Consider the following 16,106-nt stretch of genomic DNA (forward strand, 5'->3'; position numbering starts at 1 on the left):
GCCCGGCACGGCGGCACGCGCCACAGGCTAGGGCTGGGAGCCTGCCCTCATGGGCCACTCACCACAGTTGAACGAGACTCTCGCGCACGCGTCGCGCCGCGTCGACGAGGGAGTGGACGGCGTCCTCGCCCGGATGCGGGCGCTCGGCGCGGAGTGGCCGGAGCGGGACGGGGTCGCGGTCTTCCACCGGGTCTACTCGCGCGTCACCGAGGAGGTCGGGCACCTCGTGGACCGGGGCGGATTCCCCGACAGGCGGGCCGCCGTGACGCTCGACGTGCTCTTCGCCGAGCGCTACCTCAGCGCCGTCGAGACCTTCGAGCGGGGCGGGCGCGCCCCCGCCTGCTGGCGGCCGCTCCTGCACGCCCGCGCCCATCGCGGGGTACGCCCCGTGCAGTTCGCGCTGTGCGGCATCAACGCGCACATCGGGCACGACCTCGCGCTCGCCGTCGTGGACACGTGCCGTACGCTCGCCTGCGTTCCCGAGGACCTGCGCGACGAGTTCGATCAGGTCGGGGAGCTGCTCACGACGCTGGAGGAGCGCGTGCGCGAGGACCTCATGCCGGGCCCCGACCTCCTCGAACGCGCCGATCCGCTGACGCACCTGGCGGGAGCCTGGAGCATCGAGCGGGCCAGGGACGCGGCGTGGGTGGCGGCGCGTGCCCTGTGGGCGGTGCGGGGGCTGACGGGGGTCGCCGAGGAGATGAGGAGCAGGCTGGACGAGGGGGTCGGCCTGGTGGGACGCCTGCTCGTGACCCCTCTCGTGCCCGCGCAGCTCCGCTGACGCGACCCCCGCCCCTCGGCTCAGTCCTCCGGCAGTTCCACGGGTGCCAGCTCGTCGAAGCGGTCGCCGGGGCCCGGGTTCGTCGGGTCCGTCGTACCGCCCAGGTGGTGCATGACGCCCCACACCGCGTTGAGCGCCGTCTGCACCGCGCCCTCCGCCCAGCCCGCCGTCCACGAGATGTCGTCGCCCGCGAGGAAGAGGCCGCGGCGGTCGGCGGGCAGGTGGTCCTGCGCGAAGTGCGTGAACAGGCGGCGCTGGTAGCGGTAGTGGCCCGGCAGGTTCGCCTTGAAGGCGCCCATGAAGTAGGGCTCGTCCTCCCAGGAGACGGTCACGGGGTCGCCGATGATGTGCCCGCGGATGTCGACGTTCGGGTAGATCTCGCCGAGCGACTTGAGCATGACCTCCATGCGCGCGTGGGCGCTCAGCGGCAGCCACTTGAGGCTGTCGTCGCACCACGTGTACGAGAGGCAGATCGTGGCCGGGCGGTCGGGGCCGTTGTCGAGGAGGTAGGTGCCGCGCGTCATGCGGTCGGTGAGCGTCATCGACATGACGTCGCGCCCTGTGACGGGGTCCTTGTCCTTCCAGAAGGGCCGGTCGACGGGCACGAAGAGCTTGCTGGACTCCATGTAGTGGGTCCGCTCGATCGCCGTCCAGTGGTCGATCGGGAAGAGGTCGTCGTCGCACGCGATCTGCGAGAGCAGCATCCAGGACTGCGCGGTGAAGACGGCGGCCTTGTACGTGCGGATGCGGCCGTCGGCGTCGGTCACGGTGATCCTGTTGCCCGCCGTGCGGTGCAGCCGTGTGACCGCGGGGCGCGGCGTCCCGCCGTGCAGCGAGGAGAGCGAGGTGCCGCGCGGCCAGTGCACGAGCTTGTCCGGGTCGCGTTCCCACAGCCGCAGCGGAAGCTGCTGGCTGCCGCCCCTGATGCCGCGGTGGTGGTCGTCGGCCTCGGTGTAGACGACGCGGAGGATCTCCAGGATCGAGTTGGGGAAGTCGGTGTCCCAGCCGCCCGTGCCGAAGCCGACCTGCCCGAAGATCTCGCGGTGCCGGAAGGACGCGAAGGCCGGGGACTGGCAGAGGAAGCCGTAGAAGGTCTGGTCGTCCAGCTCGCGCACGAGCCGCCCCCACAGCTCGCGGACGCGCGGCACGTCGCGGGTGCGCAGCGCCTCGTTCATCGCGGTGTAGTCGGCGCCGTCCTCCAGGCAGCGGCGCCACGCCTCGGCGACGTCGCGGTAGACCTGCGGCAGGTCGTCGATGGTGCGCGCGTAGTGCGACTCGCCCTTGAGGTCGACGACGGTGGACGGAGTGACGGGCGCGAGCGGGTTCGGGAAGTCCTCGGTCTCCAGGCCGACGAGGTCGATGTAGTGCTGGAGCGCCGTGGAGGAGGGCGGGAAGCGCATCGCGCCGAGTTCGGCGGTCAGCTCGGGGTCGCAGCCGTCGAAGCCGACGGTGCGCAGGCGGCCGCCGAGCTGGTCGGCCTCGTAGACGACGGGGCGCAGGCCCATCTTCATCAGCTCGTAGGCGGTGACGAGCCCGGAGAGGCCGCCGCCGATGACGGCGACCTCGGTGCCGTGCTCGGTGGCGGGCACCTGGCCGAGCCCGGCGGGGTGCGCGAGGTGCGTGTCGTAGGGGAAGGGGAAGTCCGGGCCGCACATCGTGATGGGCGGGCGCGCGTCGCCGCCGGGCACGGCGGTGGGCACGGTGGAGGTCATGCGGGGGCTCCCAGGGGTGATGCGAGGAGGGTCAGCGGTACAGGTCGGTGCGCCGGTCGGCGAGGTACGGGTTGGCCGCGCGCGAGGCGGCGAGGAGCGCGGGATCGGCCTCGGCGAGCAGCAGTTCCGGCCCGGCCCCGGCACGGGCGGGCGTGGTCCCGTCGGGCGCGGCGAGGCAGCTGAGCCCGACGAAGTCGAAGCCGCCCTCGGGCCCGGTGCGGTTCACGTAGGCCACGTAGAGCTGGCTCTCGAAGGCGCGCACGGGGACGAGGGAGCGGGCCACGAAGTCGTACGGGGCGAGCAGCGCGGTCGGCACGAGCAGCACCTCGGTGCCGGCCTCGGCGTGCGCCCGCACGTTCTCGGGGAACTCGACGTCGTAGCAGATCAGCACCCCGAGCCTGACCCCGCGCAGCTCCGCCTGCACGAGGGCACGATCGCCCGGCGTGAAGACGGCACGCTCGTGGGCGCCGTAGAGGTGGGTCTTGCGGTACGCGGCGAGCGGGGCGCCGTCGGCGCCGACGAGGAGCGCGGAGTTGTACGTGGCCGAGCCGGCGCGCTCGGGGTAGCCGGCCAGGACCGCGAGGCCGTGACGGCGGCCGATCGCGCCGAGCGCGGCCTGCGCCTCGCCGCGGTCGACGGCGAGCGCGGCGAGCGGCGCTGCGGGGGCGGCCCCGGGCCCCGGTGGCGCGCTCGCGTCGGGCGCGTACCCGCTCAGGAACAGCTCCGGTGCGACGAGGAGGTGCGCCCCGGAGGCGGCGGCGCGCGCCGCGAGCGCGTCGAGCGCGCCGAGCGTGGCGCGGACGTCGCCGGGGGTGCCGGAGGACTGGGCGAGCGCGAGGCGCAGGGGCGGAGCGGAAGGGGACATGCGGGGCCTTGCGGGAAAAGGTGCCGGGACGCCTAGACGCTACGGTCGCCGGACCTGGCGCAACAAGACACCATCGTTGCCGTCATCGCGGCGGGATCATGCGTCTACGGGCTCCCGAGCGGCGATTCGTTGCGTCGGGTTCCCTGCGCGGTTCCATCGGGGGCCCGGGGACACCGCCCTGCCCCCGGTCCGCCGTCTCGGGGCTGTTCGACGCGCGCCGGGCCGCGAGGAGTTTCGCCTTGCCCTGGAGCTTGAGCGCGGCGCGCCGGAACTCGGGCAGCAGCTCCATGAGGGCCTCCCCCGGACAGTCCGTCTCGTACGCCTCGATGTGGCCGAGGACGGTGGGGAGGTTGACGGAGGTGTCCTTGGGGAAGCGCGACTTGCTGTTGGTGGAGACGAGCTGTGTGCGCGCCGACGGGCTGATCTCGGCGAGGCCGAGCTTCCAGGCGATGATCCGCTCGATGGAGCGCCGCATGGGCGCGGGCACGGGGACCCCCGCCGTGTACGTGCCGATCGCCGCGATCCCCGTCGTGCCCTTGTTGAGCCCGACCGTGTGGGCGCCGATGACGGGCCTGTCGACGCCCCCGAGGCGGCCCTCGAAGATCGTGCCGCAGCGGTCGACGAGGAAGTTGTAGCCGATGTCGCCCCAGCCCCGCGCGGTCGCGTGGGCCTGGTAGATGTCGCGGACGTAGGAGGCGCTGTCGGCGCAGGAGTAGCCGTTGGGCGTGTCCGTGTGGTGGATGACGACGGCGTGCACCGAGTCGGCGTAGTGCGGCTTCTGGTCGAGCAGCTTCGGGTCGGCTCCCCACCGCTCGCGGCTGATGAAGCGGGGGCGCAGCGCGGCGGCGGCCGGGGGCGGGGTGCTCGCGGCACGTTCGCTGTCGGACTCGTGGTGCCCCCCGCCGCCGCTGTCGAAGGTTCCGGAGAGCGCGAGACCCAGCACGACGGCCGCCACCACGAGGACCGCGGCGGCGGCGACAAGAGCGGAACGAGGCTTCGTGATCATCTCCCGACCACCTTGCGCGTCCGGATCGACTCAGGCGCGCATTAATAGTCCGAGAGTGAACAAAACCCCCCGAAAAGAGCCGCCCCCGCACCGGGCGCCTCAGCGGGGCGGGGCTCAGCCGCACGTCCCGTCCCGCCCGTCCCGCCCTGCTCCGCACGTCCCGCCCGTCTCACCCCGCGCGGCGCAGCAGCGGCGAGAGCACGAGCACGGACTTGGTGCGCTCGACGAAGGGCTCCCCCGCGATCCGTTCGAGTACCCGCTCGAAGTGCTCCATGTCGGCGGCGAAGACCTGCACGACGGCGTCGGCCTCACCGGTCACCGTCGATGCCGAGACGACCTCGGCGTAGCCTTCGAGGCCCTTGCGGATCATCTCGGGCGTCGTCTGCCGCCGGCAGTACAGCTCGATGAGGCCCTCGGTCCGGCGCCCCCGTACGGCGGGATCGACCCGCACCGTGAAGCCCTGGATCGCGCCGCTCGCCCGCAGCCGGTCGACGCGGCGTTTGACGGCGGGGGCCGAGAGCCCCACGTGCTGCCCGATGTCGGCGTAACTGCGCCGCGCGTCCGAGGTCAGCTCCCGCAGAATCCGTTCGTCGAGTTCGTCGAGCACCGTGCTTCGTTCACTTCTTCTCGGGGGGCGGGTCGGCGGCGAGCCGGGAGTGCCGGACGCCGTACCCGAAGTAGACCACGAGCCCCAGGATCATCCAGCAGCCGAAGACGAGCCAGGTCACGGGCGACAGGCTCGTCATGAGCCACAGGCAGAGCCCGAGCCCGGCGGCGGGCAGCACGGGCGAGAGCGGGACCCGGAAGCTGCGCCGCATCCCGGGCCTGATCCGGCGCAGCACGACGACGGCGACGTTGACGAGCCCGAAGGCGAAGAGCGTCCCGATGCTCGTGGCGTCCGCGAGCTGACCGAGCGGGACGACGGCGGCGAGCAGCCCGCAGAAGGCACCGACGAGCAGGGTGCCCGCGCGCGGCGTGCCGCTCGCGGCATGGACACGCGAGAAGACCCGCGGCATCAGGCCGTCACGCGACATCGCGAAGAGGATGCGCGTCTGCCCGTACAGCACCGTGAGGACGACGGAGGCGATGGCGACGACGGCGCCCAGCGACAGCAGGACGGGCCACACGTCCTGCCCGGTGAGGTCGCGCGTGATGCCCGCGAGGCTCGCCTCGGAGCCCGCGAACAGCCGCCAGGGGCGGGCCCCGACGGCGACGAGCGCGACGAGCACGTACAGCGCCGTGACGAGCCCGAGCGAGAGGATGATCGCCCGCGGCAGGTCGCGCCGCGCGTCGCGCGCCTCCTCACCCGCCGTCGAGGCCGCGTCGAAGCCGATGTACGAGAAGAAGAGCGTGCCCGCCGCCGCGCTGATACCGCCCACGCCGTACGGGGCGAAGTCGGCGAAGTTCGCCGAGCGGAAGCCCGTCACGCCGATGCCGCAGAAGAGCAGGAGCGCGGCGATCTTGACGCACACCATGACGGTGTTGGCGCGCGCCGACTCGCGTGCGCCGCCGAGCAGGAAGGCGAGGGCGAGGACGACGACGGCGAGAGCGGCGACGTTGACGACACCGCCGTCCCCCGGAGGGGCCGAGAGCGCGGCGGGGAGCGTGACGCCGACGGTCCCGTCGAGGAACTCGTTGACGTACTGGCCCCAGCCGACGGCGACGGCGGCGACGGAGACCCCGTACTCCAGGATCAGGCACCAGCCGCAGACCCACGCCACGAACTCCCCGAGCGTCGCGTAGGCGTACGTGTACGAGGACCCGGCGACCGGGATGGCGCCCGCGAGTTCCGCGTAGCTCAGCGCCGAGAAGAGCGCGGTGAACCCGGCGAGCACGAAGGAGACGACGACGGCGGGCCCCGCCTTGGGCACCGCCTCGCCGAGCACGACGAAGATGCCGGTGCCGAGCGTCGCGCCGACGCTGATCATGGTGAGCTGCCACAGGCCCAGCGAACGGCGCAGCCCGCTGTCGTCTCCGTCTCCGCGGAGCCTGTCGAGAGGCTGGCGGCGGGCCAGGGCGGCGGGATCGGGCAGGGGCACGGGCGCTCTCCTCGGGTGGGACGCGGGCGCACGCACGGGAAGGGAACCCGCACGCGCGCAAAGGGACCGTACGGGGACGCGGGCGGCTCCCCGCCGAAGGCGCTCCGTGGTCCTCCCGAAGGCGCTCCGTGGTCCTCCCGAAGGCGCTCCGTGGTCCTCCCGAAGGTGGGAGCATGGACGCGCGGGCACGGGGTATCCGGGGGTGCGGGTCTGTCCCCCCAGCCGGCCCCCAGGCGGCCCTACGGGAAGACGGGTGAGCGAGAAGGTGAGCAGGACGAGCGGCGAACAGCACACGACCGGTACCCGTGCCCGGGTCCCCGCCTCGCGGCGCGCCGCCCCGGCCACGCGCTCCACGCACCGCTCCCTGCCGGACCTGGAGGACGCCCTGCGGCTGCTCGCCCAGGAGTGGCGGCTGTCCGTGGAGCTGCGCGGCAGGCTCACGCAGTCGGTCGCCGCGGTCGCGGGCCCGCCGCTGCGCGAGGGCCGCAGCGTGACGCTCACCGCGCGCGGCGGGCCGCGCGAGCTGACGGTCGAGCTGCGGCCCGCCGCGCTCGCCCCCGAGGAGACCCCCGCGCTGCCCCCCGAGCCTGCGGGCCACGGGGCGCGCTGGCGCCTGACGCGCCCCTGCGAGGACGACGGCACGAGCAGCGGCGGGAGCGCGCGCGAGCTGCTCGCCGAGGAGCTGCGCGCGGCACGGGCGCGGATCGCCGAGCTGACCGAGGACCGGCAGCGGCTCACGCAGGAGCTGGCCGAGACGAACAGCGGGGTCCTCGCCCTCTACGTCCAGCTGGAGGAGCGCGACGAGCAGTTGCGCCGCGCGCACGGGCAGACGCTGCGCGAGCTGGAGGACGCGCTGCGCCCGCCGCCCGTCGCCGTCCCCGGCCTGGAGATGGCGATCCACTACGCGCCCGCCGACACGGACGCGCCGACCGGGGGCGACCTCTACGACTGGTTCCGGCTGCCCGACGGCACCGTGCACATCACGGTCGTGGACGCGCTCGGGCACGGCGTCACGAGTACCCGCAGCGCGCTCAACGTGACGCACGCGGTCCGCACCCTGGCCCTGGAGGGCCATCCGCTGGGCCAGATCGTGGCCCGTACCGACGAGATCCTGCTTCCCTTCGACCGGGAGCTGATGGCGACGGTGCAGCTCGTGCGGATCGACCCGGTGACGGGCGTCGTACGGATCGCGAACGGCAGCCATCCGCCCGCGCTCGTGGCGCGGGCGAGCGGCGCGACGGAGTACCTGGAGGTACGGGGCAGGGGCATCGGCTATCCGCTGCCCGGCAGCGAGCGGGTGCGCGAGGACGCGCTCGGGCCGGGGGATCTGCTCGTCCTGTACACGGACGGACTCACCGAGTCGCGCCGCGACCCGCGTGACGGCGAGCGCCGCCTCGCCCTCGCGGCCGCGCGGCACCGGGGGCTGCCCACCGAGGAGGTCCCCGGCGCGCTCGCCGCCGAGATGCACACGGTGATCCTGCACCCCGACGACACCCTCGCCCTGACCGTCCGGAGGACCGGCGCATGAACGACCCCCACGCCGGTACGGAGCCGCTGCCCGCGGCCGAGGGCGCCGCGCGCCTGCGGGTCGCGCTGAGCGAGCGCCCCGAGCGGGTGCTCGTCGAGATCGACGGGGTGCTCGACTACGAGACCGAGGGGCGTCTGCGCGGGGCGCTCGACGGGGTCGCCGCGCGCCCCGGGCGCCGCTTCGTGCTCGATCTCTCGCGCGTCGGGTTCCTCGACTCGGGCGGGATCGGGGCGCTGCTCGCCATCCGCAGGGGGGTGCTCTCGGGCGGCGGTGAACTCGCCGTCACCGAAGTGTCCCCGATGGTCGCGCGGCTGCTGCGGATGACGGGCCTGGATGAAGTACTCCTCCCAGGGACCGGCTGCTGATGCCGGCGACCCCGCGCCGGCTCGTCGTGGAGGGCCCGCACGTGAGCAGTGCCGCGGCCAGGGAGGCCGCGAGCGGATTCGTGGCAGGCGTGTGCCCGTGGGCGGACGTCGAGGCGGTCGTCCTGGTCGTGGCCGAACTCGTCGCGAACGCCACGCGCCACACCGAGGGGCCCTGGCGCCTGTCGCTGTGGGCGTACCACGGCGAGCTGCGGGTCGGCGTGGAGGACACGAGCAGCGCCCCGCCGGTGCCCCGCGCCCCGGATCTCGCGGGCGGCGGCGGCTTCGGCTGGCACCTGGTGCAGCGGCTCGCGGGCGGCGTGAGCGTCCTGCCGCTCGCACAGGGCAAGCGCGTGGAGGCCCGCTGGCGGCGCGCGGGTTCCGAGGTCGCGTAGGCGGAACGCGGGCGAAAGCGGGAGGGGTACGGGAGCGGTACGGGGCCGGGGCGGCCCTCCGCGTGGAGCCGCCCCTCCCCGTACCCCCGCTGCCTCAGTTCCAGCTGGAGTGGACCGGCTTGCCCTCCGCGTAGCCCGCCGCGCTCTGGATGCCGACGACGGCGCGCTCGGCGAACTCGGCGATGCTGGCCGCGCCCGCGTAGGTGAAGGCGGAGCGCACCCCGGCGATGATCGAGTCGATGAGGTCCTCGACGCCCGGGCGGGCCGGGTCGAGGAACATCCGCGAGGTCGAGATGCCCTCCTCGAAGAGCGCCTTGCGGGCGCGGTCGTAGGCGGACTCCTCGGAGGTGCGGTTGCGCACGGCGCGGGCCGACGCCATGCCGAAGGACTCCTTGTAGAGGCGCCCGTCGGCGGCCTGCTGGAGGTCGCCGGGGGACTCGTACGTACCCGCGAACCAGGAGCCGATCATGACGTTCGAGGCACCGGCCGCGAGGGCCATCGCGACGTCGCGCGGGTGGCGGACGCCGCCGTCGGCCCACACGTGGCGGCCGTACTTGGCGGCCTCGGCCGCGCATTCGAGCACGGCCGAGAACTGCGGACGCCCGACACCGGTGGCCATCCGGGTCGTGCACATGGCGCCGGGGCCCACGCCGACCTTGATGATGTCGGCGCCGGCCTCGATGAGGTCGCGCACGCCCTCGGCGGCGACGATGTTGCCCGCGACGACGGGGACCTGCGGGTCCAGGGCGCGCACGGCGCGCAAGGCGGCGAGCATCGACTCCTGGTGGCCGTGCGCGGTGTCGACGACGAGCGTGTCGATCCCCGCGTCGAGCAGCTGCTTGGCCTTGCCCGCGACGTCGCCGTTGATGCCGACGGCCGCGGCGACACGCAACCGGCCCGAGGCATCGGTGTTGGGCGTGTAGAGGGTGGCGCGCAGGGCGCCCGTGCGGGTGAGGATGCCGGTGAGGCGGCCCCCGGCGTCGACGGCCGGCGCGTACCTGCGGTTGGCGGCGTCGAGCTTGTGGAAGGCGTCGCGCGGGGCGATCGCGTCGTCGAGCAGGAGGAGGTCGCGGGACATGACCTCGGAGAGCTGCGTGAAGCGGTCGACGCCGCTGAGGTCCTGGTCGGTGACGACGCCGACGGGGCGGCGCTCGGCGTCCACGACGACCCCGGCGTTGTGCGCGCGCTTGGGCAGCAGCGAGAGGGCCTCGCCCACGGTCTGGTGGGGTTCGAGGACGATCGGCGTATCCAGCACGAGGTGGCGCTGCTTGACCCAGGAGGTGACGTCGGCGACGACCTCGATCGGGATGTCCTGCGGGATGACGGTGAGGCCGCCGCGCCGGGCGACGGTCTCGGCCATGCGGCGGCCCGCGATCGCGGTCATGTTCGCGACGACGAGAGGAATGGTCGTGCCGGTCCCGTCGGGCGCCGTGAGGTCGACCGCCATCCGGGAGCCGACCGCCGAGCGGCGCGGGACCATGAAGACGTCGTCGTACGTGAGGTCGTGGCTCGGCCCGAGGTCGTTGAGGAATCGCATTCTGGCTCTCTCACCTGCTGTTCGTCCGCTGCCGACAGTGGTCGGCGGGGTGGGGAGTATGCGCAGTGCGTGGTAGCCGGGCAGTGGCTCCTCTGCCCATCTTCACTGATCAGAGGGGGTACTGACCAATAACGGCCACCGAATGTGGAGCTTTCCCCGAAGGCCGGGGCGGTATGCGGGCAGCGGTGTGGTGGCTTCGCACGAGAGCGCCCGGCGTCCGGCGTCGTACGGAGAGCGTCCCGCGGTGTCGTACGGGGGGTGCGCGGGCCGGGTACGCGGGAAGCCGGCCGCCCCGCGGGGTGACCGGCTTCCTGGCCTCCGGGGCCCTCAGTCGTCCGGGTCGGCCCTGTCGAGCGCGGGACGGGGCGGTTCGCCCGCCGTGAGGAGGTAGTCGGCGGCCGCGGTGTCCGTCACGAGGCTCGTGACGAGCCCCGAGCGCAGGACGGCGTCGATCGCCGCCGCCTTGCGGTGCCCGCCCGCGATCGCGACGACCTCGGGGATGCGCCGCAGCCGCTCCGACTCGACGGTGATGCACCGCTCGCCGAGGTCGCGGCCCACGCGCCGCCCGCGCGCGTCGAAGAGATGCGCGGACATCTCCGCCGCGACGCCGAGCGAGGCGTAGTGGCGGCGCTCCTCCTCGCCCAGCATGTCGTGCACGGTCGAGACGCCCGGCTCCCAGGAGCCGATCGAGACAGCGGCGACGGTGACCTTGTCGAAGTAGTCGAAGGCCCGCGAGATGCCGGTCTGGCTGCGCAGCGCGGCCGCGGTCGCCGGGTCGGGCAGCAGCATGGGCGCGTAGATGGGGTGCGCCTCGCCGCCGGAGACCTGCGCGGCGCGCCGTACCGCCTCGACGGAGCCGCGCTCGGCGGTGCCCGCGTCGTAGACGCCGGTGAGCTGCACGACGGTGCACGGGGGCAGCGTGTGCAGGGCGGTCGCCATGTGGATGGTGGAACGGCCCCAGGCGAGGCCGAGGACGTCGCCCTCGTGGACGAGTTCGCCGAGGAGGTCCGCGGCGACCTCGCCGAGGTTCTCCGGGTCGGGCGAGTCGTCGGCCTCGGCCGGTGACTCGACGACAACGGCGTGCCGCAGCCCGTAGCGGGCCCGCAGCGCGTCCGAGCGCTCGGCGTCGAGCTCGGCGGGGACGCGGATCTCGATACGGACGAGATCCCGGTCGAGGGCGGTCTCCAGGACCCGGGCCACCTTGAAGCGGCTCACGCCGAACTCCTCGGCGATCTGGATCTTGGACTTGCCCTCCAGGTAGAAGCGGCGGGCCATAGCCGCCGCCTGGACCAGCTCTGCGGGTCCCATCCGCATGGCTGCCCGACCCGCCGACATCGCGGACACGGCGCTCTCCTCACTGCTGTACATACTCCGGACTCGCCGTTCATCCTCGCAGACGCGACGGTGCCTACTCAGCCCCGCGGCGCCCGGTTCACGGAGCCGATGCCCAGTCGTATCCCGGTGTCCGCCCGGATCGGTCCCGGGCGGCTCCTTTCTCCTGTTGTGTCCGGGCGTGCGGTCCCGGACGCGGTGTCCGGGGTGCGGTCCCGGACGGCTCTCCTCTCGCGGCCCGGTCCCCGACCGGAGCCTCTCGCTGCCGGCCCCCGGGTGGGCGGGGGCCGCCTGTCGCGGCTCAGGCCCGCGCGGCCCACCCGGCCTTGGCGTGCGCCGCCTCCGCCTGCGCGCGCAGGCCCCGTACGGCGGCGGCGGGTTCCTTCGCCCCGTAGACGGCGGAACCGGCGACGAAGACGTCGGCGCCCGCCTCGGCGCAGCGCTCGACGGTCTCGGCCGAGACGCCGCCGTCGACCTGCACCCACAGGTCGAGGCCGTGCTTGGCGACGAGCTGACGGGTGCGGCGGATCTTGGGCAGCATGATGTCGAGGAAGGCCTGCCCGCCGAAGCCGGGCTCGACCGTCATGATCAGCAGCATGTCCAGCTCGGGGAGCAGGTCCTCGTACTGCTCGACGGGCGTCGCGGGCTTGAGCGCCATCGAGGCGCGGGCGCCCTTGGCACGGATCTCACGCGCGAGGCGGACCGGGGCGGCGGCGGCCTCGGCGTGGAAGGTGACCGAGCCCGCGCCGGCCTCGACGTAGGCGGGGGCCCAGCGGTCGGGCTCCTCGATCATCAGGTGGCAGTCCAGCGGCGTGTCCGTGGCCCCGGCGAGCGCCTCGACGATGGGGGCGCCGAGGGTCAGGTTCGGGACGAAGTGGTTGTCCATGACGTCCACGTGGAGCCAGTCGGCGCCCTCGACGGCCTTCGCCTCGTCGGCGAGGCGCGCGAAGTCCGCGGACAGGATGCTGGGGTTGATCTGCACGGCCATGCCTCAAGCCTGCCACGGTTTCGTGCCCTGGCTCACACCCGGGCCCCTCTTGCACCGCTTCGCCCCGCCCTGCGCCCGCACCCGGCGCGTGCGCGCGCCCCGCGCCGTCACGCGGTGCGCCGCAGGAGGGCGAGGTACATCGCGTCCGTGCCGTGTACGTGGGGCCAGAGCTGGAGGTCGGGGCCCTCGCCCGTGAGGGGCACGTCGGGCAGCAGCGCGGGGGCGTCGAGCAGCTCGGCGTCGCCCCACTCGTCGAGGACGTCGGCGACGACCGCACGGGTCTCGGCGAGGTGCGGCGAGCACGTCGCGTAGCCGACGACACCGCCGACGCGCACGGAGCGCAGCGCCTCGTGGAGCAGGGCGCGCTGGAGCGGCGCGAAGCTGTCGAGGTCCTCGGGGCGGCGGCGCCAGCGTGCCTCGGGGCGGCGGCGCAGGGCGCCGAGCCCGGTGCAGGGCACGTCGACGAGGACGCGGTCGAAGGTCCCGGGACGCCACGGCGGGCGGGTGCCGTCCGCGGTGACGACCTGGTACGGGCCGGGGGTCCCCGCGAGGGCGCGGGCGACGAGCCCGGCGCGGTGCGGCTGCTTCTCCGCCGCGACGAGGCGCGCGCCGCGCTGGGCGGCGAGCCCGGCGAGGAGCGCGGCCTTGCCGCCGGGGCCCGCGCAGGCGTCGAGCCACACTGCGTCCCGGCCTTCGACGGGGGCCTTGGCGAGGGCGAGGGCGACGAGCTGACTGCCCTCGTCCTGGACCCCGGCGTCGCCGTCGCGCACGGCGGGCACGGCGCCCGGCTCGCCTCCCTCGGTGAGCCGCACGGCGTACGGGGACCAGCGGCCGGGCAGCGCGCGCTCCTCGCCGAGCGCGTCGAGCAGCGCCTCGGCGTCGGTGCGCCCGGGACGGGCGACGAGGGTGACCTCGGGGCGCTCGTTGTCGGCGATGAGGAGGTCCTCGATACCGCCGCGCGGACCGCCGAGCGAGTCCCACAGCGCGGAGACGACCCAGCGGGGGTGCGAGTGGACGACGGAGAGGTGTTCCTCGGGGTCGTCGTCGAAGGGCGGGGCGACCTCGGCGAGCCAGGCGTCGAGATCGTTGCGCGCGATACGGCGCAGGACGGCGTTGACGAAGCGCGAGCGGCCGTCGCCGAGGACGACGCGGGCGAGTTCGACGGTCGCCGATACGGCGGCGTGGGTCGGGATGCGGGTGCCGAGGAGCTGGTGCGCGCCGAGGCTGAGCACGTCGAGCACGGGCGGGTCGACCTCGCGCAGGGGGCGGTCCACGCACGCGGCGATGATCGCGTCGTACGTGCCGCGCCCGCGCAGGGTCCCGTAGACGAGTTCGGTGGCGAGCGCGGCGTCGCGCGTGTCAAAGTCACCCTTCTCGCGGGCCTCGCGCAGGAGCGCGGGCAGGACGAGGTTGGCGTAGGCGTCGCGCTCGTCGACGGCGCGCAGGGCGTCGAAGGCGAGGACGCGTACGGGGTCCTTGCGGGGCGCCCGGTGCGGGCGCCCCTTGCCCCGGCGCGGGCGGCTGTCCGTGGGTGCCACAGGCTGGTCGTTCAAAGGTGCGTGCTCCACTGCGTGCTGCGGTACGGACCACGAGGGGCCCACCCGGGAAGAGAGACTGCCTTCCAGGGTACGGGGCGGCCTCGGCGCCGGTCCGCGCTCCCCGGCTCCGGTCCGCGCTCCCCGGCCCGGCTCAGCTTCCCAGCGTCTCGCCCGGGGTCAGCCGGACCCCGCGGGCCCAGTCCGCCGCCCGCATCGGCTTCTTGCCCTGCGGCTGGACCCAGCCGAGTTCCACGGGGTGCGAGCCGGTGCCGACGTGGACGCTGTTCTTGCCCGCGCGGATCTCGCCGGGCGCGAGGTGCGGGGCCTCGGGTGCGAGCGTGAGCGAGACGAGCTTGAGGCGTTCGCCGCGGAAGAGGGTCCAGGGGCCGGGCGCCGGGGTGCAGCCGCGCACGACGCGGTCGACGCGCAGCGCGGGAGCCGTCCAGTCGACGCGGGCGTCATCGACGGTGAGCTTGGGGGCGAGCGAGACGCCCTCGGCGGGCTGCGGCACCGGCTTGAGAGTGCCGTCCTCGATGCCGTCCATCGTGGCGGCGAGGAGCCCGGAGCCCGCGAAGGCGAGGCGCGTGAGGAGGTCACCGCTCGTGTCGGTGGGGCGCACGGTCTCGGTCACGGTGCCGTAGACGGGCCCGGAGTCGAGGCCCTCCTCGATGAGGAAGGTGGAGGCCCCGGTGATCTCGTCACCGGCGAGCACGGCGTGCTGCACGGGCGCCGCGCCCCGCCAGGCGGGCAGGAGCGAGAAGTGGAGATTGACCCAGCCGTGCGCGGGCACGTCGAGCGCGACGCGGGGCAGGAGCGCCCCGTAGGCGACGACAGGGCAGCAGTCGGGGGCGATCTCCCTGAGCCGGTCGAGGAAGGACTCCTCGCGCGGCCTGGCGGGCCGCAGGATCTCGATCCCCGCCTCCTCGGCGCGCTGCGCGACGGGGCTCGCCACGAGCCGCCGCCCGCGCCCGGCGGGTGCGTCGGGCCGGGTCACGACGGCCACGACCTCGTGCCGCTCCGAGGCGATCAACGCGTCGAGCGCGGGTACGGCGACCTCAGGGGTCCCTGCGAACACAAGCCTCATGAATCCTGAACTTCCCTCGTACCCCGGCCCGACAAGAGCCCCCATCCTAGGCACCGGTGCGCGCGATGGCCGCGGCCGCTCGCTCCGCACACGTCGCGAACACCGCACATCCTGACGAAACACCCCCAATGCCCCGCGCACTCGTGGTTACCGGGGAGCGCGCGCCGCGATGTCCCACGCCCTCCCCCGTGACCCCTTCCGGCGCGGCGCGTTGTCAAAGCAGCGTTGACCGTGGGCGGACGCGACGACCCGCCCAGGACGGCGTCCCCTCAGTCTCAGCTCAGTCTCAGCAGTCCTTCCCTCACAGTCCGATGCGGGCCCGCGGGCCCGTCAACGCCGGTTCGAGAGGCTTGCACATGGCCGACCACGCCACCCACGACGCCCAGGCACGGGCCAGCCTGCACTTGTTGGTACGGGACATCGAGCGGGTCCGCAGGCAGGTGGACGCGCTCCGCACGCTCACCGCCCAGCTCGGCAACGTCTACCGTCCGCGCCGCACGGGACCCTCCACCGGTTTCGTGGTCTACGGGCGCGCTCCCGCCCCGACCGTGCGCCTCGCGCAGGAGCTGCGGGACAGCGTCGAGAGCCTCGTGACCGCCGCCGTCGACTTCGACCGCTCGCTCGGCTTCTCCTGGGACGCCGTGGGCTCGGCGCTCGGGGTGACGAAGCAGGCCGTGCACCGCAGGTACGGGACGCGCCGGGCCACCCCGGCGCAGGCCGCGGCCGAGGAGCGGCCCGAGCGCGCTCCCGCCGCCGTACCTGAGCGCGGCGCGACGCCGACCGTTCCCGCCGCCCGTGCCATGCCGACGCAGCCGACCGCGTCGCGCCAGGACGTGCGCGAGGAGCCGCGCCAGAAGGCGCTGCCGGGACCGCGCCAGGCATAGCCCTCCCCCGCCGCGCACGCTGAGCCTCTTCCTCCCACGGACCCGGGGGAAGGGG

General features: G+C 74.3%; 15 protein-coding genes. 5 read left to right on the forward strand and 10 right to left on the reverse strand.

Annotation, left to right across the window (positions count from 1 at the left end; all coding sequences use genetic code 11):
• Positions 1-49: 49 nt before the first annotated feature.
• Positions 50-781, forward strand: a complete 732-nt coding sequence (locus ACQYWQ_RS03235) for a DUF5995 family protein (RefSeq protein ID WP_431032350.1) — start codon at positions 50-52, stop codon at positions 779-781.
• 20 nt (positions 782-801) lie between these two features.
• On the opposite strand, the gene ACQYWQ_RS03240 is transcribed toward ACQYWQ_RS03235, so the two are convergent.
• From ACQYWQ_RS03240 to ACQYWQ_RS03260, 5 genes are all read right to left on the reverse strand, one after another.
• Positions 802-2,493 carry a flavin monoamine oxidase family protein gene (locus tag ACQYWQ_RS03240; RefSeq protein WP_431032351.1) on the reverse strand — a complete coding sequence of 564 codons (1,692 nt, stop codon included), beginning with the start codon at positions 2,491-2,493 and terminating at the stop codon, positions 802-804.
• Between the two features lie 31 nt (positions 2,494-2,524).
• Positions 2,525-3,358: a carbon-nitrogen hydrolase family protein gene (locus ACQYWQ_RS03245; protein WP_431032352.1), complete on the reverse strand. Its 834-nt coding sequence runs from the start codon at positions 3,356-3,358 to the stop codon at positions 2,525-2,527.
• A gap of 82 nt (positions 3,359-3,440) precedes the next feature.
• Positions 3,441-4,364: a peptidoglycan recognition protein family protein gene (locus ACQYWQ_RS03250; protein WP_431032353.1), complete on the reverse strand. Its 924-nt coding sequence runs from the start codon at positions 4,362-4,364 to the stop codon at positions 3,441-3,443.
• A gap of 169 nt (positions 4,365-4,533) precedes the next feature.
• Positions 4,534-4,971: an Lrp/AsnC family transcriptional regulator gene (locus tag ACQYWQ_RS03255; protein ID WP_431032354.1), complete on the reverse strand. Its 438-nt coding sequence runs from the start codon at positions 4,969-4,971 to the stop codon at positions 4,534-4,536.
• A gap of 10 nt (positions 4,972-4,981) precedes the next feature.
• Entirely contained in the window at positions 4,982-6,403 is a 1,422-nt protein-coding gene (locus ACQYWQ_RS03260) for an amino acid permease (RefSeq protein ID WP_431032355.1), read from the reverse strand.
• Positions 6,404-6,656: 253 nt separating this feature from the next.
• Between ACQYWQ_RS03260 and ACQYWQ_RS03265 the strand changes: the two genes are divergently transcribed.
• The 3 genes from ACQYWQ_RS03265 to ACQYWQ_RS03275 are packed head-to-tail and all read left to right on the forward strand — an operon-like array spanning position 6,657 to position 8,688.
• Positions 6,657-7,931, forward strand: coding sequence for a PP2C family protein-serine/threonine phosphatase (locus ACQYWQ_RS03265; RefSeq protein ID WP_431032356.1), 1,275 nt, complete (start codon positions 6,657-6,659; stop codon positions 7,929-7,931).
• Positions 7,928-8,296, forward strand: a complete 369-nt coding sequence (locus tag ACQYWQ_RS03270; RefSeq protein ID WP_431032357.1) for an STAS domain-containing protein — start codon at positions 7,928-7,930, stop codon at positions 8,294-8,296. The genes ACQYWQ_RS03265 and ACQYWQ_RS03270 overlap by 4 nt, the downstream gene beginning before the upstream one ends.
• Positions 8,296-8,688, forward strand: a complete 393-nt coding sequence (locus ACQYWQ_RS03275; protein WP_431032358.1) for an ATP-binding protein — start codon at positions 8,296-8,298, stop codon at positions 8,686-8,688. Before ACQYWQ_RS03270 ends, ACQYWQ_RS03275 begins: the two co-directional genes overlap by 1 nt.
• 94 nt (positions 8,689-8,782) lie before the next feature.
• Here the strand turns inward: ACQYWQ_RS03275 and ACQYWQ_RS03280 are convergent, their stop codons facing one another.
• From ACQYWQ_RS03280 to fmt, 5 genes are all read right to left on the reverse strand, one after another.
• Positions 8,783-10,225, reverse strand: a complete 1,443-nt coding sequence (locus tag ACQYWQ_RS03280; RefSeq protein ID WP_431032359.1) for a GuaB1 family IMP dehydrogenase-related protein — start codon at positions 10,223-10,225, stop codon at positions 8,783-8,785.
• A 327-nt stretch (positions 10,226-10,552) separates the two neighbouring features.
• Positions 10,553-11,593, reverse strand: coding sequence for a sugar-binding transcriptional regulator (locus ACQYWQ_RS03285; protein ID WP_009063378.1), 1,041 nt, complete (start codon positions 11,591-11,593; stop codon positions 10,553-10,555).
• Positions 11,594-11,858: 265 nt separating this feature from the next.
• On the reverse strand, positions 11,859-12,545 hold the full coding sequence (gene rpe, locus ACQYWQ_RS03290; RefSeq protein ID WP_431032360.1) for a ribulose-phosphate 3-epimerase: 687 nt from the start codon (positions 12,543-12,545) through the stop codon (positions 11,859-11,861).
• Between the two features lie 107 nt (positions 12,546-12,652).
• Complete coding sequence (locus ACQYWQ_RS03295; protein ID WP_431032361.1) at positions 12,653-14,098, reverse strand: RsmB/NOP family class I SAM-dependent RNA methyltransferase; 1,446 nt, start codon at positions 14,096-14,098, stop codon at positions 12,653-12,655.
• 136 nt (positions 14,099-14,234) lie between these two features.
• Positions 14,235-15,167, reverse strand: coding sequence for a methionyl-tRNA formyltransferase (gene fmt / locus ACQYWQ_RS03300; protein ID WP_431032362.1), 933 nt, complete (start codon positions 15,165-15,167; stop codon positions 14,235-14,237).
• Between the two features lie 356 nt (positions 15,168-15,523).
• On the opposite strand from fmt, the gene ACQYWQ_RS03305 reads away from it, so the two are divergent.
• Complete coding sequence (locus ACQYWQ_RS03305; RefSeq protein ID WP_431032363.1) at positions 15,524-16,051, forward strand: hypothetical protein; 528 nt, start codon at positions 15,524-15,526, stop codon at positions 16,049-16,051.
• The last annotated feature ends 55 nt before the right edge of the window (positions 16,052-16,106 follow it).

It is taken from the genome of Streptomyces sp. P6-2-1, from assembly GCF_050613165.1.
Taxonomy (GTDB): domain Bacteria; phylum Actinomycetota; class Actinomycetes; order Streptomycetales; family Streptomycetaceae; genus Streptomyces.